22 protein-coding genes and 1 riboswitch are annotated in these 25,244 nt (G+C 48.1%); of the genes, 11 read left to right on the top strand and 11 right to left on the bottom strand.

Features of this window, described 5'->3' with window-relative positions; genetic code table 11:
* Positions 1-94: 94 nt before the first annotated feature.
* The 9 genes from EYB58_RS20280 to asd all read left to right on the top strand — a co-directional run bounded on the left by EYB58_RS20280 (position 95) and on the right by asd (position 10,874).
* Positions 95-1,240 carry a M20/M25/M40 family metallo-hydrolase gene (locus tag EYB58_RS20280; RefSeq protein ID WP_111954940.1) on the top strand — a complete coding sequence of 382 codons (1,146 nt, stop codon included), beginning with the start codon at positions 95-97 and terminating at the stop codon, positions 1,238-1,240.
* Entirely contained in the window at positions 1,237-2,439 is a 1,203-nt protein-coding gene (gene larC / locus EYB58_RS20275; RefSeq protein ID WP_111954942.1) for a nickel pincer cofactor biosynthesis protein LarC, read from the top strand. The genes EYB58_RS20280 and larC overlap by 4 nt, the downstream gene beginning before the upstream one ends.
* Positions 2,440-2,462: 23 nt before the next feature.
* Positions 2,463-2,933: a phosphatidylglycerophosphatase A family protein gene (locus EYB58_RS20270; RefSeq protein WP_111954944.1), complete on the top strand. Its 471-nt coding sequence runs from the start codon at positions 2,463-2,465 to the stop codon at positions 2,931-2,933.
* Positions 2,934-2,945: 12 nt separating this feature from the next.
* A complete protein-coding gene (gene recA / locus EYB58_RS20265; RefSeq protein WP_111954946.1) occupies positions 2,946-3,998 on the top strand; it encodes a recombinase RecA in 1,053 nt (350 codons plus the stop codon).
* A gap of 186 nt (positions 3,999-4,184) precedes the next feature.
* A complete protein-coding gene (alaS, locus tag EYB58_RS20260) occupies positions 4,185-6,809 on the top strand; it encodes an alanine--tRNA ligase (protein WP_111954948.1) in 2,625 nt (874 codons plus the stop codon).
* A gap of 115 nt (positions 6,810-6,924) precedes the next feature.
* A complete protein-coding gene (locus tag EYB58_RS20255; protein ID WP_111954950.1) occupies positions 6,925-7,953 on the top strand; it encodes an ABC transporter permease subunit in 1,029 nt (342 codons plus the stop codon).
* Positions 7,954-7,966: 13 nt separating this feature from the next.
* The gene (locus tag EYB58_RS20250) at positions 7,967-9,013 is read left to right on the top strand and encodes an ABC transporter permease (protein ID WP_111954952.1); all 1,047 of its coding nucleotides are present in this window, start codon (positions 7,967-7,969) and stop codon (positions 9,011-9,013) included.
* 313 nt (positions 9,014-9,326) lie between these two features.
* Positions 9,327-9,530 carry an ATP-binding protein gene (locus tag EYB58_RS24910; RefSeq protein WP_111954954.1) on the top strand — a complete coding sequence of 68 codons (204 nt, stop codon included), beginning with the start codon at positions 9,327-9,329 and terminating at the stop codon, positions 9,528-9,530.
* A 237-nt stretch (positions 9,531-9,767) separates the two neighbouring features.
* Positions 9,768-10,874: an aspartate-semialdehyde dehydrogenase gene (gene asd / locus EYB58_RS20240; protein WP_111954956.1), complete on the top strand. Its 1,107-nt coding sequence runs from the start codon at positions 9,768-9,770 to the stop codon at positions 10,872-10,874.
* A 113-nt stretch (positions 10,875-10,987) separates the two neighbouring features.
* Here the strand turns inward: asd and EYB58_RS20235 are convergent, their stop codons facing one another.
* A complete protein-coding gene (locus tag EYB58_RS20235) occupies positions 10,988-12,373 on the bottom strand; it encodes a HAMP domain-containing sensor histidine kinase (protein ID WP_111954958.1) in 1,386 nt (461 codons plus the stop codon).
* A 16-nt stretch (positions 12,374-12,389) separates the two neighbouring features.
* Positions 12,390-13,085: a response regulator gene (locus EYB58_RS20230; protein ID WP_111954960.1), complete on the bottom strand. Its 696-nt coding sequence runs from the start codon at positions 13,083-13,085 to the stop codon at positions 12,390-12,392.
* A 334-nt stretch (positions 13,086-13,419) separates the two neighbouring features.
* Between EYB58_RS20230 and EYB58_RS20225 the strand changes: the two genes are divergently transcribed.
* A complete protein-coding gene (locus EYB58_RS20225) occupies positions 13,420-15,282 on the top strand; it encodes a peptidase U32 family protein (RefSeq protein WP_111954962.1) in 1,863 nt (620 codons plus the stop codon).
* 33 nt (positions 15,283-15,315) lie between these two features.
* Here EYB58_RS20225 and thiD read toward each other — a convergent pair whose 3' ends face one another.
* From thiD to EYB58_RS20195, 6 genes are all read right to left on the bottom strand, one after another.
* Positions 15,316-16,131, bottom strand: coding sequence for a bifunctional hydroxymethylpyrimidine kinase/phosphomethylpyrimidine kinase (gene thiD / locus EYB58_RS20220; RefSeq protein ID WP_111954964.1), 816 nt, complete (start codon positions 16,129-16,131; stop codon positions 15,316-15,318).
* A gap of 267 nt (positions 16,132-16,398) precedes the next feature.
* Positions 16,399-17,337 carry an ABC transporter substrate-binding protein gene (locus EYB58_RS20215; RefSeq protein ID WP_111954966.1) on the bottom strand — a complete coding sequence of 313 codons (939 nt, stop codon included), beginning with the start codon at positions 17,335-17,337 and terminating at the stop codon, positions 16,399-16,401.
* Between the two features lie 23 nt (positions 17,338-17,360).
* Complete coding sequence (locus tag EYB58_RS20210) at positions 17,361-18,107, bottom strand: ABC transporter permease (protein WP_111954968.1); 747 nt, start codon at positions 18,105-18,107, stop codon at positions 17,361-17,363.
* Complete coding sequence (locus tag EYB58_RS20205) at positions 18,104-18,859, bottom strand: ABC transporter ATP-binding protein (protein WP_111954970.1); 756 nt, start codon at positions 18,857-18,859, stop codon at positions 18,104-18,106. The genes EYB58_RS20210 and EYB58_RS20205 overlap by 4 nt, the downstream gene beginning before the upstream one ends.
* Positions 18,860-19,058: 199 nt before the next feature.
* Positions 19,059-19,173: riboswitch (TPP riboswitch) on the bottom strand.
* Between the two features lie 565 nt (positions 19,174-19,738).
* Positions 19,739-20,743 carry an MvdC/MvdD family ATP grasp protein gene (locus tag EYB58_RS20200; RefSeq protein ID WP_163354336.1) on the bottom strand — a complete coding sequence of 335 codons (1,005 nt, stop codon included), beginning with the start codon at positions 20,741-20,743 and terminating at the stop codon, positions 19,739-19,741.
* 268 nt (positions 20,744-21,011) lie between these two features.
* Positions 21,012-21,578 carry a hypothetical protein gene (locus tag EYB58_RS20195; RefSeq protein ID WP_111954974.1) on the bottom strand — a complete coding sequence of 189 codons (567 nt, stop codon included), beginning with the start codon at positions 21,576-21,578 and terminating at the stop codon, positions 21,012-21,014.
* Positions 21,579-22,312: 734 nt separating this feature from the next.
* Between EYB58_RS20195 and EYB58_RS20190 the strand changes: the two genes are divergently transcribed.
* Positions 22,313-22,738 (top strand): arsenate reductase ArsC, encoded by a 426-nt coding sequence (locus tag EYB58_RS20190; RefSeq protein WP_111954976.1) that lies wholly within the window; start codon positions 22,313-22,315, stop codon positions 22,736-22,738.
* 363 nt (positions 22,739-23,101) lie between these two features.
* Here EYB58_RS20190 and mobA read toward each other — a convergent pair whose 3' ends face one another.
* The 3 genes from mobA to EYB58_RS20175 form a co-directional block, all read right to left on the bottom strand.
* The gene (gene mobA / locus EYB58_RS20185; RefSeq protein ID WP_111954978.1) at positions 23,102-23,776 is read right to left on the bottom strand and encodes a molybdenum cofactor guanylyltransferase; all 675 of its coding nucleotides are present in this window, start codon (positions 23,774-23,776) and stop codon (positions 23,102-23,104) included.
* 73 nt (positions 23,777-23,849) lie between these two features.
* Positions 23,850-24,641, bottom strand: a complete 792-nt coding sequence (fdhD, locus tag EYB58_RS20180; protein ID WP_111954980.1) for a formate dehydrogenase accessory sulfurtransferase FdhD — start codon at positions 24,639-24,641, stop codon at positions 23,850-23,852.
* Positions 24,642-24,778: 137 nt separating this feature from the next.
* Positions 24,779-25,231 carry a cytochrome c3 family protein gene (locus EYB58_RS20175; protein WP_207309092.1) on the bottom strand — a complete coding sequence of 151 codons (453 nt, stop codon included), beginning with the start codon at positions 25,229-25,231 and terminating at the stop codon, positions 24,779-24,781.
* Positions 25,232-25,244 lie beyond the last annotated feature (13 nt).

The raw sequence follows: 25,244 nt of genomic DNA, 5'->3' as shown, positions 1-25,244 counted from the left end.
GTTTATGGACAACTGGCATTCCTCGATAAATTCTAGTATATTATCCCACTTGTTTAAATGGTCCTGGTGGGCTTTAATGTGTAAAGGATAGAATATGATTGATGAAGAACGCCTGGGGCAGCGGTTTGCAGCCCTTGCCCGGATTGATTCCGAATCCGGTAGCGAGGCCCTGATCGCAAAGGTTCTTGAAAAGGAACTGACTGACCTTGGGGCAACCGTGGTGTTTGATGACGCCGGCGTCAAGTTTAACGGTGACTGCGGCAACCTTGTGGCCACATTTAAGGGCAATACGGATGTTGATTCTGTGATGCTTTCCGGGCATATGGATACGGTGGTGCCGGGTAAAGGGGTTAAGGTCATCTTTGAGGACGGGGTGTTTAGAAGTGACGGCACCACTATCCTGGGTTCCGACGATAAGTCCGCCCTTGCCGTCATCCTTGAGGTGATGCAGGTGATTAAAGATAATAACCTGCCGTGTCCCCCTGTTGAGGTGGTCATGACTGTATGTGAGGAGCAGGGGCTTTTAGGCGCTAAGAACCTTGACTGCTCTCTGCTTAAATCAAAATTCGGATACATTCTGGACGCTGTGGACACCGAGGGGATTGTGAATCGGGCACCTGCGGCCAATAAGATCAGTGCAAAAATTTACGGCCGTGCGGCCCATGCCGGCGGTTCTCCAGAGAACGGGGTTTCTGCCATTTATGCGGCTTCCTGTGCTGTTGCCAAACTTGAATTAGGGCGTCTCGACGAGGAAACCACCTGCAATTTGGGACTTATTTCCGGCGGTGCTGCCACCAATATTGTGCCCGAATATGTGGAAATTCACGGCGAGGCCCGGTCCCATGATCCGGCAAAACTGGATAAGGTCACACACTCCATTGTCTCCACCTTTGAAAATACCATGGCCGAACTCCAGGCCGGTGGAGACACGCTTCCCCGGGTGGAAATGATTGTGAAAAATGACTTTCCCAATACCAACATCCCCGAAGATCATGTGATGATCAAGCTTGCCCAAAAAGCAGCAGCGAACCTGGGCCGGGACATGGCCTGTAAAACAAGCGGCGGCGCGGCTGATGCCAATGTCTTTTTCGGCAAAGGCATTGCCGCAGGTGTTATCGGCACAGGTATGACGGATGTGCATACCCTTAAGGAATCCATTGCACTTAAAGATATGGTCGATTGTGCTAAACTGACCCTTGAAATTCTTCAAATCCATGCAACAGGAAAGGCGGCGAAATGATTCTTTATCTCGATATGATGGCAGGCATTGCAGGGGATATGTTTTTAGGAGCACTGGTGGATCTTGGTGTGCCTGTGGACTGGCTTAAAGGAAAACTGTCAGCCGTTCTGGACGGGTTTGATCTGCGTACGGAAGTTGTGTTCAGGAGCCATTTGCGGGCTGTTAACCTTTATGTGGATGTGACCGACCATGTCACCCATCGCCATTATACCAACATCCGGGAGATGATCGAATCTGCGGATCTGCCGGATGAGGTCCGGGCCAAAGCCCTGACCGCTTTTAAACACATTGCCCAGGCCGAAGCCCGTATCCACGGAAAGGACATTGAAACCGTCCACTTCCATGAGATAGGAGGCATTGACAGCCTGGTAGACATTATCGGCAGCTTTCTGGCCCTGGATTACCTGGGGGTTGACCAGGTGGCGGCAACGCCGGTTCCCCTGGGATCAGGGACCATTAAGTGCGCCCATGGCACCATTCCTGTGCCGGTTCCGGCCACTGTGGCCATCCTTAAAGGCCTTGAAGTGACGGGATCTGACGCCAAAACCGAGATTGTCACGCCCACAGGGGCATCCATTGTGGCAACGCTGGCTCCGCAGTTCGGTGCCATGCCGGATATGAAGATTGAAAAAGTGGGCTACGGGGCCGGCAAACGTGACACCGGTGCATCTGTTCCTAATCTGCTGCGTCTGGTGCTGGGTTCCCCTGTTGTTGCAAAAAATTGCGGGGAAAATATCCTGTCGGACCAGGTTTATGTGCTGTATACCAATGTGGATGACATGAGCCCGGAGGGCCTTGGCTTTGTGATGGACCGCCTCATGGACCAAGGCGCGCTTGATGTCAGTTTTACACCGGCATTCATGAAAAAAAACCGCCCTGCCACCCGCATTGAGGTGATTTGCCGCAGGGAGATGCTCCAGGCGCTTTCCACGGTTCTGTTATCCGAGACCACAAGCATTGGTGTTCGATACCACCTGTGCGACCGGATGATTTTAAAACGTGAATCTGTGGACGTAGAGACAAGCCTTGGTCGGGTAAATGCCAAAAAAATCACCGATCCAAACGGTCAGATCCGGATTATGCCGGAATACGATGACTGCAAACGCATTGCCCTGGAAAAAGAATTGCCTTTTTATCAGGTCTATGATCGGATTCTGGTTGAATCAAATCCCCATGACAGACAAACAAACCGGTTATAAAAGACCGTGAAAGGAGTCGGTTGATGGGGCAAAAAACCATTCTTATTATAGCCACGGGTTTTGGCCTGGGCCGAATACCTTTTGCACCCGGGACCTTTGGCACCCTTGCCGGGCTGCCGTTGATTGGGCTCATGGTGTGGCTGGCAACGGCGGGTACGCCCGGTGCTGCCGCCCTGTTTCTGGTGGGCGTGATACTTTGTGCCGTTTGGATTTCCCAGGAGGCTGAAATTCTGATTGGCGGTAAAGATCCGGGGGCTATAGTCATTGATGAAATGGCAGGGTTTTGTGTGACCATGACCCTGGTGCCGGTGACCGTGCTTACACTGGCAGCGGGCTTTATTGCTTTCAGGTGTTTTGATATATTAAAGCCTTTTCCGATTCGCTGGTTTGAGAAAACTTTTTCCGGCGGGGCCGGTATTGTACTGGATGATATAATGGCAGGGCTGCTGGCTGCTTTCCTGCTTAAGGCAATCTACCTTTCAGCCACGATTTAGGAGGAAAACGCGATGGAAAAGAATAAGGAAAAGGAAAAAGCTGTGCAGACCGCCATGAATCAGATTGAGCGCCAGTTTGGCAAAGGCTCGATTATGAAGCTGGGCGGCCGGGAAATTGTAGCCGTGCCCGTGATCCGGTCCGGTTCCCTTGCCCTGGATAAGGCTCTGGGCGTGGGCGGATACCCCAGGGGCAGGGTTATTGAAATTTACGGTCCTGAATCTTCAGGCAAGACAACCCTTGCACTTCATGCCGTGGCCGAGGCCCAGAAAAAAGGCGGTATTGCCGCATTTATCGATGCCGAGCACGCCTTGGATGTGGCTTATGCCAAGCGGCTGGGTGTGGATTGTGACGAACTTCTGGTTTCCCAGCCTGATAACGGTGAACAGGCCCTTGAAATTGCCGATATGCTGGTGCGAAGCGGCGGTGTTGACATCATGATTGTGGATTCGGTGGCCGCTCTTGTGCCCAGATCGGAAATCGAAGGCGAGATGGGCGATTCCCACATGGGGCTGCAAGCCAGATTAATGTCCCAGGCCCTTCGTAAACTGACCGGAACAATAGGAAAAACCGCCACCACCCTGATTTTTATCAACCAGATACGTATGAAGATCGGCGTGGTCTACGGCAACCCGGAAACCACCACCGGCGGTAATGCCTTGAAATTTTACGCGTCCATGCGTCTTGAGATTAGAAAGGCGGCAGCCATTAAAAGCGGCGAAGATATACTCGGATCCCGGACCAAGGTCAAGGTGGTGAAAAATAAGCTGGCCCCTCCGTTTAAAAATGTTGAATTTGACCTGATGTACGGGGAGGGTATTTCCAGGACCGGCGACCTTCTGGACATGGGGGTTGAGCTGGATATTGTGAACAAGAGCGGGTCCTGGTATTCGTTTGACGGGGAACGCATCGGCCAGGGCAGGGAAAACGTAAAGGCCTTTTTAATTGATAATCCCGATATTTTTGATGCCATTGAACTTAAAGTGAGAACCGAACTTGGAATTGCCGGACCGGAAGCAACCAAAACTGCAGCCGCCACCGGAAAGGACAGTAAACCGGAAACCTAATATAGTGCCTGAATGGAAACCCGTGTTTGGGCGAAAAGTTGCCCAGATGCAAGGCGCATAAAAATTTGCAACCGGAGCAACCTCATGGTTGTGAGGATTGCAAAGTTTTATGCAACGCCGCAGGTGGGCAACTTTTCGTTCAAACACTAAACTAACCGGTACAGTTGAGCAGGAGCTAATAATACTATGACAGGTAATGAAGCCAGGAAAATTTTCCTCGAATATTTTAAAAAACATAACCACCGCCATGTGCGCTCGTCGTCCCTGGTACCCCAGGATGATCCCACCCTGCTGTTTGTCAATGCCGGTATGGTGCAGTTTAAGCGTGTTTTTACAGGTGATGAAAAACGTGACTACTCCACCGCTGTTACCTCACAGAAATGCGTGCGGGCCGGGGGCAAACATAACGATCTTGAAAATGTGGGATACACGGCGCGCCACCACACTTTTTTTGAGATGCTGGGCAATTTCTCCTTTGGCGAGTATTTCAAGGAAAAGGCCATTGACTTTGCCTGGGACCTGCTCACCAACGGGTATGGGTTTGATGCCGAAAAACTCTATGTATCTGTTTATAAAGATGACGATCAGGCCTTTGATATCTGGAATAAGCAAATTGGTCTGCCCTCTGAACGCATCTCCCGATTAGGCGATGAGGACAATTTTTGGGCCATGGGTGACACCGGTCCCTGCGGTCCCTGTTCCGAGATCCACATTGACCGTGGTAAAGAATTTGGATGTGATGATCCCAACTGTGCGGTGGGCTGTGACTGCGACCGGTGGCTGGAGTTGTGGAATCTGGTATTCATGCAGTTTGAAAGAAGTGAAGACGGCACCATGACGCCGCTGCCCAAACCCAGTATTGACACGGGTATGGGCCTTGAGCGCATTATTTCCGTACTCCAGGATGTACCCACCAATTTTGATACCGACCTTTTTGTGCCTATCATGGACCGGGTCGGGGAACTGGCCGGCAAAAAACGGGGGGAATCCAAAGAAGTGGAAGTGGCCATGAAGGTCATTGCCGATCACTCAAGAGCCTCTGCTTTTTTGATCTGTGACGGGGTGATGCCTTCTAACGAGGGGCGCGGTTATGTGCTTCGTAGGATCATGCGCCGGGCCATCCGGTACGGTCGCAGCATCGGGTTGACCCAATCTTTTCTACACAAAACCGTTCAAACCGTATTTTCCATTATGGATGACGCTTATCCGGAACTCAAAGAGTCTGCCGCTTTTATCCTCAACGTGGTGAAAAACGAAGAGGAAAAGTTCTTAGAAACCCTTGAAACCGGCATGAAACTTTTGGAGGCAACGGTTGAGGATCTTGAAAAACGGCACGAGAAAATCATTCCCGGAGAGGTGATTTTCAAGCTTTACGATACCTTTGGATTTCCAGTGGACATTATCCAGGACCATGTCAAGGAGATGGATATTACCCTGGATCTGGATGGGTTTGATGCGGCCATGGCTGAACAGAAAGCTCGGTCCAAGTCCAAAAAGAAGTTTGCCGGTGTGGGAGATGCGTATAAACCTTTGACTTCTGCAGGTGTGAAAACCGTATTCAAAGGTTATGATGCCATTGAAATGCAAAGCGATCTGCTCATCGTGGTTAAAGATGATGCTGAAGTTGATATAGCCAATGCCGGTGACGAAATTGAAGTGGTTACTTCCCAAACCGTGTTTTATGCGGAGTCCGGGGGCCAGGCCGGGGACAAAGGGCTTTTTGAAAATGATTCTTGTGCAATTGAGATCACAGACACGGTCAAGGATCCTTCCGGGCTTTTCATCCACAAGGGTAAGGTCGTCAAGGGTGCCTGCAAAAAAGGCGATACATTTACCCTCAAGGTGGATGCAGGACTTCGTCGGGCCACGGCGGCAAACCATTCAGCTACCCATATCCTGCATGCAGCCCTTCGCAAGGTGTTAGGCGATCATGTCAAACAGTCAGGGTCCCTGGTTACGCCGGACAGACTGCGGTTTGACTTCACCCATTTCAGTGCTGCCACGCCCGAAGAGCTTGCGGCCATTGAGATCGAAGTCAATACCCGTATCATTGAGAACCATGCGGTTACCACAAAGGAGATGGACATGGATGAAGCTGTCCGGTCCGGTGCGACGGCGCTGTTTGAGGAAAAATACGGGGATGTGGTCCGGGTGGTTTCCCAGGGCGATTTTTCCCAGGAACTGTGCGGCGGCACCCATACCCGTGCCACCGGCGACATTGGGTTGTTCCGCATCCTGTCCGAGGGCGGTATTGCCTCGGGTGTGCGCCGTATTGAAGCGGTGACAGGCCTTGCAGCCCTTGAAGCAGTCCATGCAGATCAGTTAGCCATTGAAAAGGTGGCTGGGGTTTTGAAAAGTGCAAAGGACGATGTAGTGGACCGGCTGGAAAGTTTTGCCGCCGAGAAAAAGGCTGCGGAAAAGGAGTTGGCCGCACTTAAAGCTAAGATCGCATCCAAATCGGTTGAAAACATTGATGATGATATCAGGCAGATCAACGGGGTCAAGGTGCTGGCCAAACGGGTGGAAATTGAAAATCCTTCCCAGCTTCGGGATCTGGCAGACAAATTTAAGACCAAGTTGGGTTCGGGCGTGCTTCTGTTGGGTGCCGAATCCAACGGCAAGGCATTGCTTATTTCCATGGTCACCGATGATCTGACCAAAACCTTTAAAGCCGGCAATATTGTCAAAACAGCTGCCGGTATCGTGGGCGGCGGCGGTGGTGGCCGGCCGGACATGGCCCAGGCCGGTGGTACCAAGCCTGAATTTCTGGACAAGGCTCTGGAATCTGTTTTTGATACGGTATCTAAATAAGCTGCAAACGCATTACATAACGCCTGGGGGATAGGGTTTAGAATCCTGTGCCCCAGGCTATAACATTTTCGCCATACACCACAGACGTTTCAATAGGGGAGGGCGTTTTTATCCTGTGACAGCGTATTTTATCAGACGGCTCCTTTTAGTGATCCCCACCTTCATCGGCATCACCATCATGGTGTTCACCATCACCCGCTTTGTCCCGGGTGGCCCCATTGAGCGCATCATTGCTGAAACCAGGGCTATGCAGATGGGCGAGCAGGGCGGTCATTCCAGAATCCAGGCAGGCCAGGGCCAGCCTTTGTCCGACGACCAGATTAAAAAACTTGAAGCCTATTACGGATTTGATAAGCCTGTGCTCCAAAGCTATGGACTCTGGCTTTTCAAGGTACTTAAAGGCGATCTGGGCCGGTCAACCCGTTACCAGGATCCGGTGTGGGACATGATTAAAGAACGCATCCCCATCTCCCTTTATTTCGGCGTATTGAGTATGATTGTCATTTATGGCGTCTGTATTCCCTTGGGCGTAGCTAAGGCTGTGCACCACAACAGCGGGTTTGATAATATAACCTCTGGGGTTATTTTCGCAGGCTACGCCATTCCGGGCTGGGTGGCCGGTGTTATCATGCTGGTGATTTTTGCCTCCCGCATGGATCTGTTTCCCCTAGGCGGGCTCGCATCCGATTATTTTACAGATATGGCAGTTTGGGAAAAAATAAGGGATGTAGCCCGGCACACTGTATTGCCGCTTTTATCCTATGTGATCGGCTCTTTTACCGTGATGACCCTTTTGATGAAAAACACGCTTATGGATAACCTGTCTGCAGATTATGTGCGCACGGCCATTGCCAAGGGTTTAAGCTTCAAACAGGCTGTTTTTCGCCATGCCCTTCGTAACAGTCTGATCCCCATTGCCACCAGCTTTGGTAACAATGTTTCCATTCTTTTGATGGGATCATTTCTCATTGAAAAGGTGTTTAATATCGACGGTATGGGCCTTTTAGGGTATGAGTCCATCCTTGACCGGGATTACCCTGTGGTGATGGGGATTCTGGTGATTTCATCCCTGCTGTTCATGGTGGGAAATATTTTGTCTGATGTGTGTGTAGCGATCGTTGATCCCCGGGTAAGGTTCAAATAAAAGGAGCTTTTGCATGGCGGTACTAAATCCGGTGACAAAGGAACAACTCAGACGATTTTGCAGTGTCAAAAGAGGCTTTTGGTCCCTTGTGATCATTCTGATTCTGATGTTTATATCCTTTTTTGCAGAAGTGTTCATTAATTCCAGGGCCCTTGTGGTCTGTTACCGGGGAGAGTTTTATTTTCCCACCTACCAGGATATGATACCGGGAAAAACCTTTGGCTTGGGTTATTCCTATGAGACCAATTACCGGGAATTAAAACAGAAATTGGACAGGGACGGGAGGACAGGCTTTGTGATTATGCCGCCGGTGCCGTATAATCCCTATGAAAATGACCTGCGCTTTAATGAATACCCGCCGTTTCCGCCGTCATTTTCCCTTCGGCATTTTTTGGGCACGGACAACGTGGGTCGGGATGTGCTGGCCCGCCTTGTGTACGGGTTTCGTACGGCCATTCTTTTTTCCCTGGGCCTGCTGTTTTTTAATTATACGGTGGGTATATCCCTGGGCTGTGCCATGGGCTATTTCGGCGGGAAATTTGATCTGTTTTTCCAGCGGATCATTGAGATCTGGAGCAATATCCCGTTTTTGTATGTAATTATTATCGTTTCCTCCATTGTGGTGCCAAGTTTCATGATCCTGATTCTGATAATGGCTTTTTTCGGCTGGATTTCCATTACCTGGGTGATGCGCACCATGACCTACCGGGAAAAGGAGCGCGAATATATTCTTGCGGTCCGGTCCCTGGGCGCTTCACATTTCCGGATTATTTTCAGGCACATTATCCCCAACACCATTTCCGTGATCGTTACCTATGCGCCCTTTGCCATTTCCGGCGGCATTGTGGCCTTAACCTCCCTGGATTACCTCGGGTTCGGTCTGCCTGCACCTACGCCGTCTTGGGGAGAGCTTTTATCCCAGGGTTGGCAAAACATGGAAGCCTGGTGGATTTCCGCTGCCGTGGTTTCAGCCCTTGTGGTGACGCTGATGACCGTCACCTTTATCGGTGAGGGCATCAGGGAAGCCTTTGACCCTCGGCGCCATACGGTGTATGAGTAGGCCTGTATCGAGCAGGTAATTGCATGTAACTTGCTTGCATTCCAGGGGATAGAGGACGTTGGGTCCTATCCAGGTCAGAAGCCTTACACCCCGCCTATCCGAATCGGTGGTTTATAAACCGATTTGGGCAAGTTATAAGGTCAACCGATAGGTGGAACCATTGGTTTAGTGTTCATTGATGGATAAAAGTTGCAAGAATAGCCGCGTACGGACCCATACGCACGGTTTTGTGGGCAGACGGGAGCCGATATAGGCTCCCTCTGACTCGATAGACAATGTGCCGCCGGCGCAAAAGAAAAGGTTCCTATCCAATATGAGGACCGAATCCAACCTGCAGTTCAGTCCAAGGGGCGGAGAAATAGGTGTTACGCTTAAGCGTTCGGGGGAAACCGTGGTGGTTGAAATTAGGGATCAAGGGCCGGGTATCCCGGAATTTGTACGGGATAAAATTTTTGATCGGTTTTTTATTCATCCAGCGCCTGGACACGCGCAAGAAAAGTACGTATTTAGGTCTTAACTTTGTCCGGGAAATCGTTCTGTTCCACGGCGGGTCCATTGACGTAAAAAATAATCCGGATTTCGGGGTGCGGGCGGTTTTGTTTCTTCCTGCCGCTTAATTTTTCAAAACGGCAGGCAAACGATATGACGATCGCGCTGATTTTTTTATCTGCCCCCTGGCTTTTTTTTAAAAAAGCAGCTATGCAATAAGGCTTAAATTTTAAATTACATACTTGTAGCAGAAAGGATAGAGGAGATGAAAAAAGTCGGAATAGTTGGCTGGCGGGGCATGGTGGGTTCTGTTCTCATGGAAAGAATGTCTGCACAGAATGATTTTCAAAAATTCACACCATTTTTTTTCACCACGTCCCAGGCCGGACAGACTGCCCCTGATGTGGGGCAGGGTACTTCTGAACTCATTGACGCTTTTGATATTGACAGATTGATGGACATGGACATATTGGTGACCTGCCAGGGTGGTTCTTACACCGAAGCCGTGCGTCCTAAATTGACCGAGCGGGGCTGGGACGGGTACTGGATTGATGCGGCATCCACCTTAAGGATGGATGAGCAAAGCATTATTGTTCTGGATCCGGTCAATATGCCGGTCATTGAAACGGCGATATCCAAGGGAATTAAAAATTTTATCGGCGGCAACTGCACGGTATCATTGATGCTGATGGCCCTGGGCGGGCTTTTTGAGAATGACTGGGTGGAATGGCTGACCTCCATGACCTACCAGGCCGCTTCCGGTGCCGGTGCCAAAAATATGAGAGAGCTTGTGTCACAGATGAGAACCATTGGTGACAAGGCGGCCCCGATCCTGGATGATCCTGCCTCAGCGATTCTTGATCTTGATAGGACGGTTACCGACACCTTGCGGTCCGATGCATATCCTGTTGAAAACTGGGGCGTTCCCCTGGGTGCCAGCCTTATCCCGTGGATTGATCGGGCCATGGACAACGGCCAGACCCGGGAGGAGTGGAAAGGGTTTGTGGAAACCAACAAAATTTTGGGGCGCTCAGATAACCCCATCCCCATTGACGGCCAGTGCATCCGCATCGGGTCCATGCGTTGCCATTCCCAGGCCTTTACCATCAAGTTAAAAAAGGATGTCCCTTTAGACGAGATTAATGCCGCCCTGGCGGCCAATAATGACTGGGTCCGGGTCATACCCAACAATAAGGAAGATTCCATCAGGGACCTGACGCCCGCCGCAGTGACAGGTACCCTGAACGTACCTGTGGGCAGAATCCGGAAAATGAATATCGGTGAAAATTTTCTCACCGCATTTTCTGTGGGTGATCAGTTGCTCTGGGGCGCGGCCGAACCTTTGCGGCGAATTTTAAATATCATTCTTTAAGGAATGAGTCCGAAATAATTCAGGAGCGCGGGCGTCTCGCCCGCGCTGCCGGATATATCAAAGTAGGTAAGTTATTTAATCTGCGGTCCTTAAGATCCGTTCCTAAAATTATATTAGGGCAAACAAACGGTCAGGCAAATTTCCCGGCCAGTGTGTTCTGCTCGGATGGTGCCTTTGCAGCGCAGCATCTGTTTTTTTGCAATAGCCAGTCCAAGCCCTGTCCCCGATGCTTTTTGCCCGGGAATACGGAAAAACGGATTGAACAGGCGATCAAGATCCTGTTGACTCATCGGTACGCAGGTATTTGTAATTGAGAATGCAAGGCCCTTGGGAGAGACTGTTTCGGCAGACACACGGATGGTATTGCCGGGTGGTGAATATTTTATGGCATTGTCCATGAGATTGGAAAAGACCGATTTTACCAGTGCTTTATCTTGGCGGGCCTTGCCAAAGTCCCGGATGTTAAGGTCAAGAATCAGATCGTTCCGGCTTAACAGCGGATGGTATGCGTTCACCATGGATTTGATAAAATCGGAAAATCTGAAGGTCTCAGGTTCCAGGGCCGATTCCTGGTAATCAATTTTGGAAAGAGCCAGCGCTTCTTCTATCAGAGTGTCAAGATCCCCGATGTCTGATTCCATGTTGTTCAATAATCGTATGATCGCATCATCCGAAGCGCCCTTTTGCTCCAGTTTATCTAAGATCAGTTCCTTGGAAACTCTCAAGCGTGTAAGGGGCGATCGCAATTCATGGGACACATTGGCCGTCAGTTCCTTGGAATTGCGGACCAGCCGTTCCAATCGATCTGCCATCCGATTGAATGTATCCCCAAGTTTGGCAATTTCATCATGGCCTTTGATATCCGTTCGCACAGACAGATTCCCCCCGGCAAATTCAAGGGCAGACTGATTAAGTCGGTTTATCCGGCGGGTGATGTATGAAATCGCAGGGAGCAGCATCAAGGTGGCGGTAATCCCGATGACAATAACCCCCATTAAAAACAATCCTTCATGGCGATTGGTCTTCCCGGTGTCCACAAAAAGATGCAGGCGCAATCCTTGGTTTCGGTAGCTGATGGGTATGACAGCATGGTACTTGTTCCACTTAATTATATAATGATAAAGCGTAATTCCGCTGTCGTGATGGACCTGTCGGTGGGCCCTGTCGGGCAGAAAATTCACCGGCCCCTTAAAACTTTGAAATATAATATGGTTTTTGGGTTCGGTGAGCCAGAGTTTGACGTCGAACAATGCCGTGCAGGTGTCTAAAAGTTGGACAAGATCCGGGTTTTTTTCCGGCGGAAGGTCTTTATGCCGCTCCACTTCTTTTTGTACCATGACCTTGAATATTTTTAGCTTGGCAAGGGTTTCATGATCCAGGTAGGATTTATAGCAACGCCCGGCAGTCACCATGAACAGACCCATGGTCAGCAGGATGGTGATAAGAAGAATGCCCAGAAAGGCGAAAAGAATTTTCAGGTAAAGGCGCTTGATTGTCATGGTCCGAGCACCTTGGTTATGAATCAGGATTGATAAACATGTACCCCGTGCCCCATATTGTTTTGATTCGCACCGGAGAAGAGGGATGTTTTTCTATTTTTCCCCTTAGTTTGGAAACATGAATATCCACACTGCGGTCATCAGCCATAAAACTTCGGCCCTGGGCCATGTTTGTGATCTGCTCCCGACTGAGCACTGTGTTGGGGTGTTTCATCAGCACTTCCAGAACATTGAATTCTGTGGTGGATAAGGGCACGTTTTTGCCCTTCGCCAACAGGGTCCGTGTGGATCGGTTCAATTCCAGATCCCCGGCCCGGATAATTACGGTATCGGACTCGTTTACGGTCCTGTCCTGACGTCGGAGAATTGCTCGGATTCTGGCAAGAAGTTCCCTGGGGTTAAAGGGTTTGGGTAGATAATCGTCCGCACCCAGTTCCAGACCTACAATCCTGTCTGTATCATCGCCTTTGGCTGTGAGCATGATGACCGGTATTGCATGTTTGGCCCGGATTTGCTTGAGTACCTCCAGACCATCGGTATCCGGCAGCATGATATCCAGAATAACAATATCCGGCTGGTCATCCCGTATGGCATCAAGGGCGTCGGCGCCCAGCATGACGGCATGGGTACGAAATTCGTTTTCTCCAAAATACTCGGTTAAAAGATCAATGAGCTTTGCATCATCGTCTACGATTAAGACTGTCTGCGACATGATTATTTTTTCCTTTCGTTCCTTTTTATAATTGATTGTGCTGTTTTTTTACAAGCGGAGTCAATTCTTTTTATTGAATGGGGTGCAATTTTTTATGTTTTGGCGCATTTTTACTCGATCATCAAGCTTTTAGGGAATTTGTTCAAATTCAAGGTGGAAACGATTTTTAACCGGTTGAATATACGACATATTTTGAGTATTAAAATTTTTTTTTAACGCCGAAGTTGCGCAAATTAACAAAAACTTGATCAGCGAGTTTTAGGAAGAAAAGATTGACAACAATGGGTATTAAATGGTTCTTGAACCAGTTGGAAAAATACAATAAGGAGAGATCATGCCCGACCTGGAACTTTTGGCACCGGCGAAAAATATGGAATTTGGCAAGGCCGCTGTTGATCACGGTGCCGATGCCGTGTATATCGGCCCCGAGCGGTTCGGCGCAAGGGCTGCCGCAGGCAACAGTGTGGCGGATATTGAGGCGTTGTGCAATTATGCCCATCGTTATTTCGCCCGGGTGTATGTGGCCTTTAACACCCTGCTTTTCGACCATGAACTTGAGCCGGCAAGGCGTTTGATTGAACAGCTTTACCAGGCCGGGGTGGACGCCTTAATCATTCAGGATATGGGGCTTTTAGAGATGGATCTGCCCCCCATCCCCTTATTTGCCAGCACCCAGACCGATAACCGGACCCCGGAAAAGGTCAGATTTCTTGAACAGTCAGGATTTTCCCGTGTGATTCTTGCCCGGGAATTGTCTTTGTCTGCGATTAAACAGATTCGAACCGCCACGCGTGTGGATCTTGAGGCCTTTGTCCACGGGGCATTGTGCGTGTGCTATTCCGGGCAATGTTACATGAGTGCGGCCATTGGCGGCAGAAGCGCCAACCGGGGCGCCTGCGGCCAGCCCTGCCGGCTTGCCTGGAACCTTGAGGATAAAGAGGGAACGGTTCTTTGTGAAAACAGGCATCTGCTCTCTTTAAAGGACATGAACCGCGCTGAGTTTTTGGGGGATCTGGTCCGGGCCGGAGTCACCTCTTTTAAGATCGAAGGACGGCTTAAAAGTTTGGATTATGTGAAAAATATCACTGGATTTTACCGCCAGAAGCTTGATGCCCTGATAAAGACCGGTGCTTCATATACCAAAGCCTCCTCGGGCCGGGTAACGTTTTTTTTCACGCCGGAACCCTGCAAAACCTTTAACCGGGGATTTACCGATTATTTTCTTTCCGGGTCATCTGGCTCAATTGACGCCTTTGATACACCAAAATCAGTGGGCGAGCCCATAGGACAAGTGAAACAAATTAAAAACCAGGCCTTGGTACTGGATCGGCCCCATGATCTGTTGGCCGGGGATGGAATCTGTTTTCCCAAAGCACCGGGCAAGCTTAAAGGGTTTTATGTGAACCGGGTGGATGGAAACCAAAGTGTATTTCCGTCTGGAAAAATACATATTAAAAAAAATGATTTGCCTAAGGGAACCATGGTATTCAGGAACCATGACTTGAAGTTTGCACGTCTTATGGCAGGCATGACCGCCCAAAGAAAGATATCCCTGGATATGACGTTTTGTGAACACTCCCAAGGGTTTGAGCTGTCCTGCGTGGATGAGGACAATATCCAGGCCCGGGTCCTGCTTTGTGTTACGGGGGACCCGGCCCGCAACCCGGACACGGCCCGGACAGCCATTCAAAAGCAGTTGGGCAAATTGGGCAATACCTGTTTTGAATTGAATTGCCTTGAAATCCTTTCAAAACCGGTGTTTCTGCCTGCCGCCGATCTGAATCGTTTGCGGCGGGACCTGGTGGACTGCCTGGAAAAGAACCGGTTAACGGCCTATGCGCGCCTGACTGCCGGGCCCAGGCCGACGCCGGTTCATTTTTACCGTGCCGACCTGGATTTTAGGGCCAATGCAGCCAACCATCTATCTGTTCAATTTTACAAGAAAAGAGGGGTGAAATCCATTGATCCCGCCTTTGAATGTGTCCCGCCAGGACCGGGCACCCCGGTCATGACCACAAAACACTGTATCCGCCGCAGCCTTGGGTGGTGCTCCGGAAAGGCAGGGGAAAACAGAGGCAAACCTCCGCAGCCTTCTGCCGGGCCGTTGTTTCTGACCCATGGCAAACACCGATTTCAAGTGGTTTTTAACTGCCGGGAATGTGAAATGCAGATCCGAACCCTCATCCCCGGTAGTTAAATCAGGTGTTACCCGCAGCTTTTTAAATAAATTCTATCTCTTTTTCCACAACGCATGAAAATGGTGGACCGGTCCATGCCCCGAGCCGGTTTCGATATCTGCCCCGGCCTTTAATGCCTCGGTGATATAGTTTTTGGCCTCGACAACGGCAGTTTTCAGATCAAGTCCCCGGGCAAGGCCTGCGGCAATGGCCGATGACAGGGTGCACCCCGTACCGTGGCTGTTTTTTGTGTCCACCCGGTCTGCCGTATAGCGGGTTGTCTGCCCGGAGGCGGTTTCATAAAGCAGGTCAATGCCTGGTCCAGAAGTCAGATGCCCGCCTTTGACCAGGACATTGGGTGCGCCAAGATCTGCTAAGGCTGCGGCCGCTTCGCTCATTTTATCTGGGGTATCGATGATTCTGCCTAAAAGCACCGAGGCCTCGGGCAGATTTGGGGTTATTACCGTGGCCAGGGGCAGCAAGAGTTTTGTCAATGCGTCCACGGCATCGTCCTGGAGCAGATTGTCTCCGGACTTGGAGATCATCACCGGGTCCAGCACCACATTGGGGCATTGCCACTGTTTGAGTTTTTCGGCCACCATTTCAATGACTTCCGGTGAGTGCAGCATGCCGATTTTGACGGCATTGGCGCCGATATCCGACATCACGGCATCAATTTGTTCCCCGATGAATGCCGGGGGGACAGGAAAAATACCTGTGACACTGTGGGTGTTCTGGGCCGTGAGTGCCGTGATGGCGGACATGCCGAACACCCCTAAGGCACTGAAGGTTTTCAAATCTGCCTGGACACCGGCTCCGCCGCCGCTGTCAGAACCTGCGATGGTTAATGCGCGATAGTATGTTTTCATAAAATTACCTTTAGGAACGGGTCTTAAATAACTTGTCTATTTTGCTATATCTGGGAGCGCGGGCGTCTCGCCTGCATGTGTGCCAGTATTGTAACGATGCAGGCGAGGCGCCTGCGCTCCCAGGTTAAGTTATTTTGGACTCATTCTTTAAATGGGATTTTTAAATTTGGTTTCCGTCCAGAAATAAGACTTTTTGTTCAAGTGCAAGGCGGGTTCGAAGAAAAGCTCCGCTCTCAATTGGTCAAAAAGGCTATTTATGGGTGGGCACTAATCGTTGTTTTGGCTGTAAATTAGATCCTGGGGTCTGATTGTGTTCTTAATCAGTCCGTATTTCAGGGCAAAATCTATAAATGTCTGCCATTTTTCAGGGTTGCTGACCTGGCCCGGGGCTGCAAAATATTCTGCGGTCAGGGCAAAGGCTTTTGTTTCTATCTCTTTATCCACGTCGGGCAGGGCCTCAAAGTAGAGGGACAGGGCTTTGTCTGGATCCTTTTTAATGTCGGCCAGGGCCTTGTGAACAGCTATGACAAATCCGTGAACCGCAGCTTTTTTCGTTTCCAGGGTGGCGTCACCTGCCGCGAAAATCAGCTCTTCGTACTCCGGAATGCCGTATTTTTCCAGTTCAAAAAAACGGGCGGTAACTCCTTGCTGCTGCATGGTTACGGTTTCGTAGGTTTTAAAGGGTCCCATAACGGCGGCGACCTGTTTTGATGCCAGAGCGGGCAGGATGGTGAATCCCACATTCACCGGGGTGTAGTCCGTAATCCCGTTGATGTCGGCAAAGCCTTTGAGCAGCATGTCCATTAGTCCGGGCACGGTGTAACCGATTTTTTTGCCGGACAGATCCGCAGGGTTTTTTATGGACTCATCCAAAAACATCAGTGTTGTCAAGGGTTTGACCACAAGGGGAGCCACGGCTTTAACCTTGAGCCCTGCATCTGCCGCCATAATGGTCTGGGGCTGGTAGGACACGGCCAGATCCACCTTGCCTGCTGCGGCAAGTTTCAGCGCATCCGAGGTCTCTGACGGGACGATAATTTCAACTTCCAGGCCCTGGGCTGCAAAATAACCGGATTTTTGGGCAACATAAACAGGTAAATGGTCCACGTTTGGAAACCAGTCCAGCATGAGCACAAGTTTTTGCGCCGAGGCGGTGCTGCAAAGCATGAAAAAGGTCATTAGTGTCAGAACAACATGTCGTTTCATTGTTTATCCTCTCTTTTTATGAATTAATTATTTTTCCATGTTACCATTCGTTTTTCAGCAAAACTGACCAATGCCCACAGCCCAATCCCCATGCCCGAAAGCCAGAGAATGCAGGCAAATACCAGATCCGTATTCAGTCGGGCATTGGACTGGATCATCAGATAGCCAAGCCCTTTCTGGGCCCCCACCCATTCGCCGATGACCGCGCCGATGGTAGCCACGGTAACGCCCACCTTAAGCCCTGCGAAAAACTGAGGTAACGCCCAGGGCCAGTACAGCAGGCGCAGCTTCATCCAGAATCCTGCCCCCATAAGGGTAAACAGTTTGCGGAAATCAGGGTCGCAGCTTTTAAGGCCGGATAACAGGCTTACGGTAATGGGGAAAAAAATGATCACCCAGGCCATGAAAACCTTGGACCATATGCCGTATCCCAGCCAGATCACAAGCAGCGGGGCCAGGGCAAAGACCGGCACGGCCTGGGATGCCACCAGAAACGGGGAAAGGCCTTTTTCAATGCCGGGCCGGGCAAACATGAATATGGCCAAAGGAATGGATGTTCCCAAGGCCAACGTAATGCCCAGTACGATTTCCAGGGCCGTGGCCAAGGCGTGGGGCCAGATCAGGGGCGCTTTTATCACCGCACAAAGGCCGATGGCCGATGGTGGGGGCAGAATAAAAGCCGGGGTGTGCATGATTTGTACAAGGACCTCCCATAAAACCAGTATGCCCAGGGTGAGGGCGGCCGGAAAAAGCGTATCTGACCATTTCATCCCTGGATTTTCTCCTTTTCGGTCAACAACCGGGAGAGAATCCGGGCCTTGGTCTCCATGAATTCGGGCTGGGTGAACTCCCTTGGTTTGGATGCCTTGGGCTGGAATCGTTCGAGGATGGTCATGGGGGTAGGGCCTACAAGTATGATTTCATCTGCCAGGACCAGGGCCTCTTCAATGTCATGGGTGATCATGAGAACGGTCTTGCCGAATTCCTTTTGCAGCATGAGCAGCAGATTTTGCAGTTCCCGGCGGGTAATGGCGTCCAGGGCGGACAGGGGTTCGTCCAACAAGACCAGATCCCGGTCAAACATCAGGGTGCGGGCCAGGGCGCATCGCTGGCGCATACCGCCTGATACCTGGTAGGGATAATGAGCCCCAAATCCTGTAAGCCCAATTCTTTCGAAGATCCGGGCAAGTGTTTGTTTTGCCTGTTTCATATCTCTTAGCGTGCGGGGCCTTGCCTGCACCGGCAAAAGACTGTTTTCTTCCAGCGTCAGCCAAGGCAGCAGCATGTCTTTTTGCTGCATATAGGCGGCAAGGCTGCCAAGATGGGCAATGGCGTTGCCCTGCCACACAATCCGGCCCTGGTCAGGACAGACTATACCGGTCAAGCAGTCAAAAAGGGTGGACTTCCCGCACCCGGACGGGCCAACCAGTACTGTAAACCGCCCATGGGGAAGGTTCAGGTCAAAATTTTCAAAAATGGTCTGCAAACCAAATGACTTGGCCAGACCCAGGACCTCAAGCATAGGCTATGTATAGTTTTGTTTTCAATAAGTGTCTAAACAGACACCCGTGTTTGGGCGGAAAGTTTCCCAGCTGCAAGGTGCAGAAAAATTTGTAACCGGAACAACCTCATGGTTGTGAGAATTACAGATTTTTTTGCAACGCCGCAGATGGGTGACTTTACGTTCAAACACCTGTTAGGCAACGCCGCAGGGGGATGGGGGGAAGGAAAAAAAGCTTTCCTTCGCCGGTATGATCCGGATCAGGTTCCAAGGGTCAAAACAGGGGTTATCTGTTTTTTCTCAGCCGAATGCCTTTGGCTCCCCCAGCCTTCCATTGACTATGCAGTTAAAAATTACAGTAGCACTGGGTTTATACCGTGTCAAACCATGAAACTAACAAAAACAGGGCAATCTCCTGTATTTTGTCTGTAGTTTAATGTCAATTTCAAATGGATCATACGGATTCTAAAATAGAATCTTTTTTTTAAACAGTAAGGTTTTACCCCCTATCTATTGTGGTGGGTCTAAAATCATGAGCCTAAGTATTTATCGACTAATAATAGGCTGGGTTTTTAAATTCGGCATTGATGGTATTTTGTTGATGACATAGTCCTCAGTGAAAATTTTTAAATACCCTCCACAATGCTTATGTTATTGAATGCTAAATTCTAAATCGGCTCGGGTGTCCAATGATAGACATAGTCCACACTCTAACGGAAAAATCAGGAACACGGCTTTTTGTAGTCAGCATAGTAGCCGTTGGATCTGCAAAAACCCAATAAAATCGGTTGGATAACCTGCAATCGATTCTATTAATGCCAGCCGAACCGCCTTGATACCTGATTCATATGCCGCCGGGTGGTGTGGGAGGGCTCCTTAATTATGGTAGTTTTGTCCCGATTATACATATTTTTCAGTTTTTCCCGCCAATACCTTAGCAATATATTCACTAATTTGAGTCCCAATCGTATCTTCAAGCCATCCGTATTGACCATTTGGGTTAATTTCCAAAAATACATATTCACCATCATGGCGACGTATTAAATCAATAGCACCGAACTCTAGACCAAGCCCTTTAACTAATGCCAGACATTTTTCTCTTATATTGCGTGGAAGTTTATGTAGTTTATGGGGGACGTCCTGAATATTTGCTTTGCGCCAATCTATCTTAGCCCTTGAGCAATCTTGCGAATGAATTTCAACAGCGAAGACTTTATCATGGACTACTGTTACTCTTAATTCGTAATCCTTTTTTATATACTCCTGAAACAAACAAGGCGTATTTCTCACCGCACCAAATACCTTAGGATCTATCCCACTTAAAAAGGTGGCATAGATTTCACCATGTACTCGTGGCTCTTCCCAAGGCCCTTCACGTGTATAAAGAATACCATCAGAAAGTGTCTTATATATAATATTTCCATTAAAACGTTCTGCAAATTCTATTGCTTGTTTAGGTTCGTTTGTAATTAAAGTCTCTGGAATCAAAAAACCGAGGGATATTGCCATCCTTAATTGGAGAGGCTTATTACTTGATATTCGTAAATTATGAATTGAACTTATCCAGAAAGCATGATCAAGACTATTATACAAACCATAAAGTGATTGTCGACATTCATTAAGGGCATACTCCCTTTCATAATCTTTCAAATCGTTTGGAAGCTGAGGCAGGGCTGGTTTTCGGTACCAAACAGACTTTATTTTACTTGGGTCAATAATGTTACCATTTTCTAATACCCATTGATCACAATCAGGACTAATAGAGGAAAGGTGTGTACTCTGAGTTATTTTAAGTGGATATTCTGCTGGGCTAAATATTTGATGATTTATACCCCATTTATTTAAAAAATGGGTTACCCAATAGACTTGGAGGTCGGAAATATCACTAATTATTAATATCGTCATATAGTCATCCAACTTAGGTCTTTCTTGGTACATATATTGTTATGCAGCATTTTGCCTGAATATTGTACTTCAACTTTGGTATGCTTCAGAACAAAATTCTGCATACGAAGCTATTATTAAACCAAGCAAAATGCATACCTGAAAAAACCAAAGTTGGAGTACTATAATTTAAAATAAAATATTTAATGAAAAATTGATAAGCTATAGTGACATAATTAAACATCACTATAGCATCACTCTTCAGTGAAATTTTTACAACTTAGTTTCTCTAATCGCAATCAGCCCCGGCAGCATCACTTCTAGACCATGGGTCATACCGAGTTTCTCTATAAGATTGTCTCCATGTATCGCATCTTCCAGCTATAGATTCCCAGGTGGGGATATGCCCAATAGCTTTTGTCTGAATGAGTTCGTCAACTAACTTTTGCAACTCATCACGGGACATTTTATCAATTTGTGAAAGATCAATGCCTCCACCAGGAGGCGAAGCAACGGCCGAAGCGAATATAAAAGATTTAGAAACTTCTTGACCCAAGCTAATTTGCTTGAACTGCTTCTCATAAACCTCTGCATTTATACTGAGTTCATAGCTTCGTACTTTCTTGCCCTCACTCGTGTATCCTTCAACAGTCCCTTCACTTATTACGTCCGATTTTTTGAAATACAACAAACGGTCGGTTGCCAATCGAATTTCACTATCACCTGCTTTATAACCGCAATAGATTATCCCACAAAAAGGATAGTCATCGCTCATTTCCAGAATCGGCCCAAGTGACTTATCATGTGCTTTTTCGATAGGTACACCGTAAACGAAGATTGAAGTACTGGTCTCCATTTAGTTCTCCTTTCATTATCGTCGATTTATAAAAAGGTCGGGCGAATACCCTTCCAAAAAATACAATACAAACCATACAAACTTATAGTACATAACAAGTTGCTTTGTGGTTTCCGTTTATCTTTTGTATTCAACTATATTAACGGGATAACATCTGAAAATGAAAAGTAAGAATAAACAGATCAGTATAACTATTTGAAACAAAATATGGATAAATCTCACTATCATTGTTTGAAAAGATTTGCAAGGTCTTTTTTCTTTAATTTGCCACATAACATAGTTAACTAAGCACGGTATAAAAGCGGACTGCCAATGATTTTAGAAAGGTGAGAAATGGCAGAAGTAGTCAACGCCTTTATTCACAATGTTCTCGGCGACATATAATAGACAGATTGTGGAGTCGACTTTTCCTCAAAATGAGGCACTTTTTGATTAGAAAATATCATCAAATGTAATCGGTCTGATTTATAAATTTATCACCGGAATCTGCTATATGAAGAAAAGGGGCTTGTAATCTCAACCAAAATCAATTTAATCTCCAATTAAATTGAGTTATCTCATATTTTTCTAATAATTATCTGCGATGTTAATCCCCTATCGTTATTGTATAAATGTTTTTTATAACAGCCAAGGGCTGACCTGATTCTTCACCAAGGTTTAGCCCACAACGAAAGTTGAAAGATCTGTGTAGGTTACACAGACTTTCATATAAAAAAATAGGGGATAAAGTTACTATGCCAAAAAAAAATATACTTTTTGTTTGTGAAATGAATACTTGTCGTAGTCAGATGGCTGAGGGGTGGGCTCATAATCTCCATCCTGACGAACTCAATGCTTTTTCGGCAGGTATTATTACAGGGTCACTTGATCCCCTTGCAGTTAAAGTTATGAAAGAGGAGAATATTGACATTTCTGGTCATGAAACGCATACGGTTAAAGACTTCCTCCAAGAGGATATTGACTGGGTCATAACGGTTTGCGATACAGCCGCTCAGCAGTGCCCCCGTTTTCCGCCCGAGGTAAATATCATTTGTCAATCGTTTGATAATCCACCTGAATTAGCCCGTAATTTAGAAAATGAAGAGGATAAACTTGCTATTTATAGACGGGTCAGGGACGAGATAAGAACTTTTATTAAAGAATTGCCAAAAAAATTATAGGATAACCCACATTGAGCAGGTAGCCTTATTCTGCGGGATGTCCTGGCTTAAACCGGTAACCACACTTTCTATTCTATATTTTCTTCTCAGTGAATGAAAGATTTCTCAGCAAAGAGTCAACTCTTCCATTACTGATTACCCACTTCAAGTGGGTGGATGTGAGGTGTGTGGGGTTGGGCCATACTAATATCTTGATATTTAAGGGAAATACTTGAAACAATGGCTCGTTGTGATGCTTAAACATAAATTTTCAGGTATGAAATGGTATGTTTAAGAAACATGCCCCTGATACTTTCTCTTAAACAGTTAATTTTGATAGCAAAAATAGGTGCTTAATTATTAATATTGCCCGTTTCCACCGGTTTATTCCCCGGGGGTGCTGTTTTGACTTTTTTCTTGAACTTGATCACCGTCTTTGCCTTCTTTGCGCTCACCCTGGGTTAGAACCCAGTTTCTGGCAGTTTCAAGATCTTGTAACGTATTAACATTAAGTGCAAACCGCATGTCCTGGTCCAGGTATTCCAGCACCCGGGGCGGGATTTGTATACTTTTTTTCGGCCTTAAAATTTTTTTGATCTTAAATACCTGTTTTTCCAGGTTTGTTTCAACCCGGGGAAGGCAGGACTTATGATAGAGCGCGGACAGCATTTCAAGGCCTCCCCTGGTTTTGGGGATGATAATTTGTTTGCCATAGTCCCGCTGCGCCAAAAGATACCGGATAATTTTCTCACTGACAAAGGGAGTGTCGCAGGCCGTGACATAACTCCAATCAAAATCGGCGTAAAAAAGACCTGCGTGAAGCCCTGCAAGGGCACACTGGGACGGGTCAATATCCGTAACAACCAACGCATCCAGACCCAGAAAATCCCTGGGATCATTGACCACCAGAATCACCTGGGGGAAAAGCTTTGAAAACACGCTGATAATTCGTTCGATGATGGTCTTTGATCCTATCTTGTGAAATGTTTTTTTTATGCCGGGAAGTCTGCTATTGCAACCGCCGGCCAGGATTACGCCCGTGCAGTCAAATTTTTCCAATGCTGTATTTTCTCTCTCTTTTTAAATAGTGTCTGAACGAAACCCCAAGTATCTGGTTATCAAACATCCCGGCTCACATATTTTGAATCCGCTGGGAGTGTGAAAACAGTGTAAACCGATCGGGCCGGGCATAACCGACTACCGTGATACCTGCTTTTTGGGCCATGAGGATTGTTTCGCGGGTGGGAGCACCCCGTGAAGCCAGGACAGGAATTCCAAATGTTGCCGCCTTCTGGAGAACCTCAATGGAAATTCGGCCGGACACTAACAATACCATATTCTCAGGCGGGGTGTTGTCCATGAGCAGGGTGCCTATGACCTTGTCCACAGCGTTGTGACGGCTGATGTCGTCAATGTGGAATCCGGGCATGGCATTGGCAATGCTCACGGCTGCAGTGTGAACCCCGCCGGTCTGCCGGTGGAGCACAGAGCACTGCAGCAGCCACTCCATATTTTTGATCAAACCCTCAGGATCAACGCCTGAATGGGGGGCGATGGGCAAAAGGCCCGGATGATTTTCACGGACTTCATGGGTGACATCTTTGCCGACGCCGGAGGGGTATACTGGCTTTCCTTGGCCTTCAGAACCTGAAACGGTTTTTACCCTGACCCGGACTATCTGCTCATGTTTCTCCAAATCAAGCGATTCAATATCTTCAGCACGCTGGATCACCCCGGTGGAAAATAGAAATCCCCGGGCCAAAGCCTCTATGTGGGAGGGTGTGCACAGCAGTGAAGCTATTTCAAATCCATTAACCTCAACAATCAGGGTAATGTCCACTGACACATGACAGGTTTCCTTGTGAAATCGCCCCTGACTGTATCGACGAACATCGAATTGGGTTGACTCGTTTTCTATCACCATAAAAACATTGCTCTATCTGGTTATGATTATCGTTCTTTCCAGCTTTTCAGGCGGAAAAAAAGAGCCCCGGCATCGGACCGGGGCTCAAGAAAAGGTCTGAAGAATTATAAAAAAGACCGCCCGCTGATCCAATTGGATCAGCGAATACCTTCAGAGTGACAGGCTGAAGCGTTACATCCGGTCATATCCTTGTCATCCTTACCCATCTCGTCGGTATGACACCCCAGACATGAGCGGTTTTGGGCCTGCGTAAAACTGATCTGGTGCATCGCCTTAAAATAGCTTTTGTCGCCCTCGAGATTATCGGGGCTGAAGTTATTGTGACAGGCGGCGCAGCTTCGGGGAGAGGCTTCTCCTTTGAGCTCTTCCATCTTGTGGTGACAGTCAATACACTCAAAACTTTCATGGCTTGAGTGGTTGAAGGTTACCGACAAATTCTTGCTGCTGTGTCCTTTTATATAGTTAATTTCCAGGTCGTCTTCAGGTGCTTCAAAGGTCTTTTGCATGCCTTCGTCAGCCTGAACATGCAGGCAGAGCCCCAAAGTTATAAGGGCTGCAGTCAGAAGTATATATATTTTATTTTTCATCATCTATCTCCTTATA

It is taken from the genome of Desulfobacter hydrogenophilus, from assembly GCF_004319545.1.
Taxonomy (GTDB): domain Bacteria; phylum Desulfobacterota; class Desulfobacteria; order Desulfobacterales; family Desulfobacteraceae; genus Desulfobacter; species Desulfobacter hydrogenophilus.
Note: the sequence above shows the minus strand (reverse complement) of the source record. Positions and strands in the feature narration are given on the sequence as shown.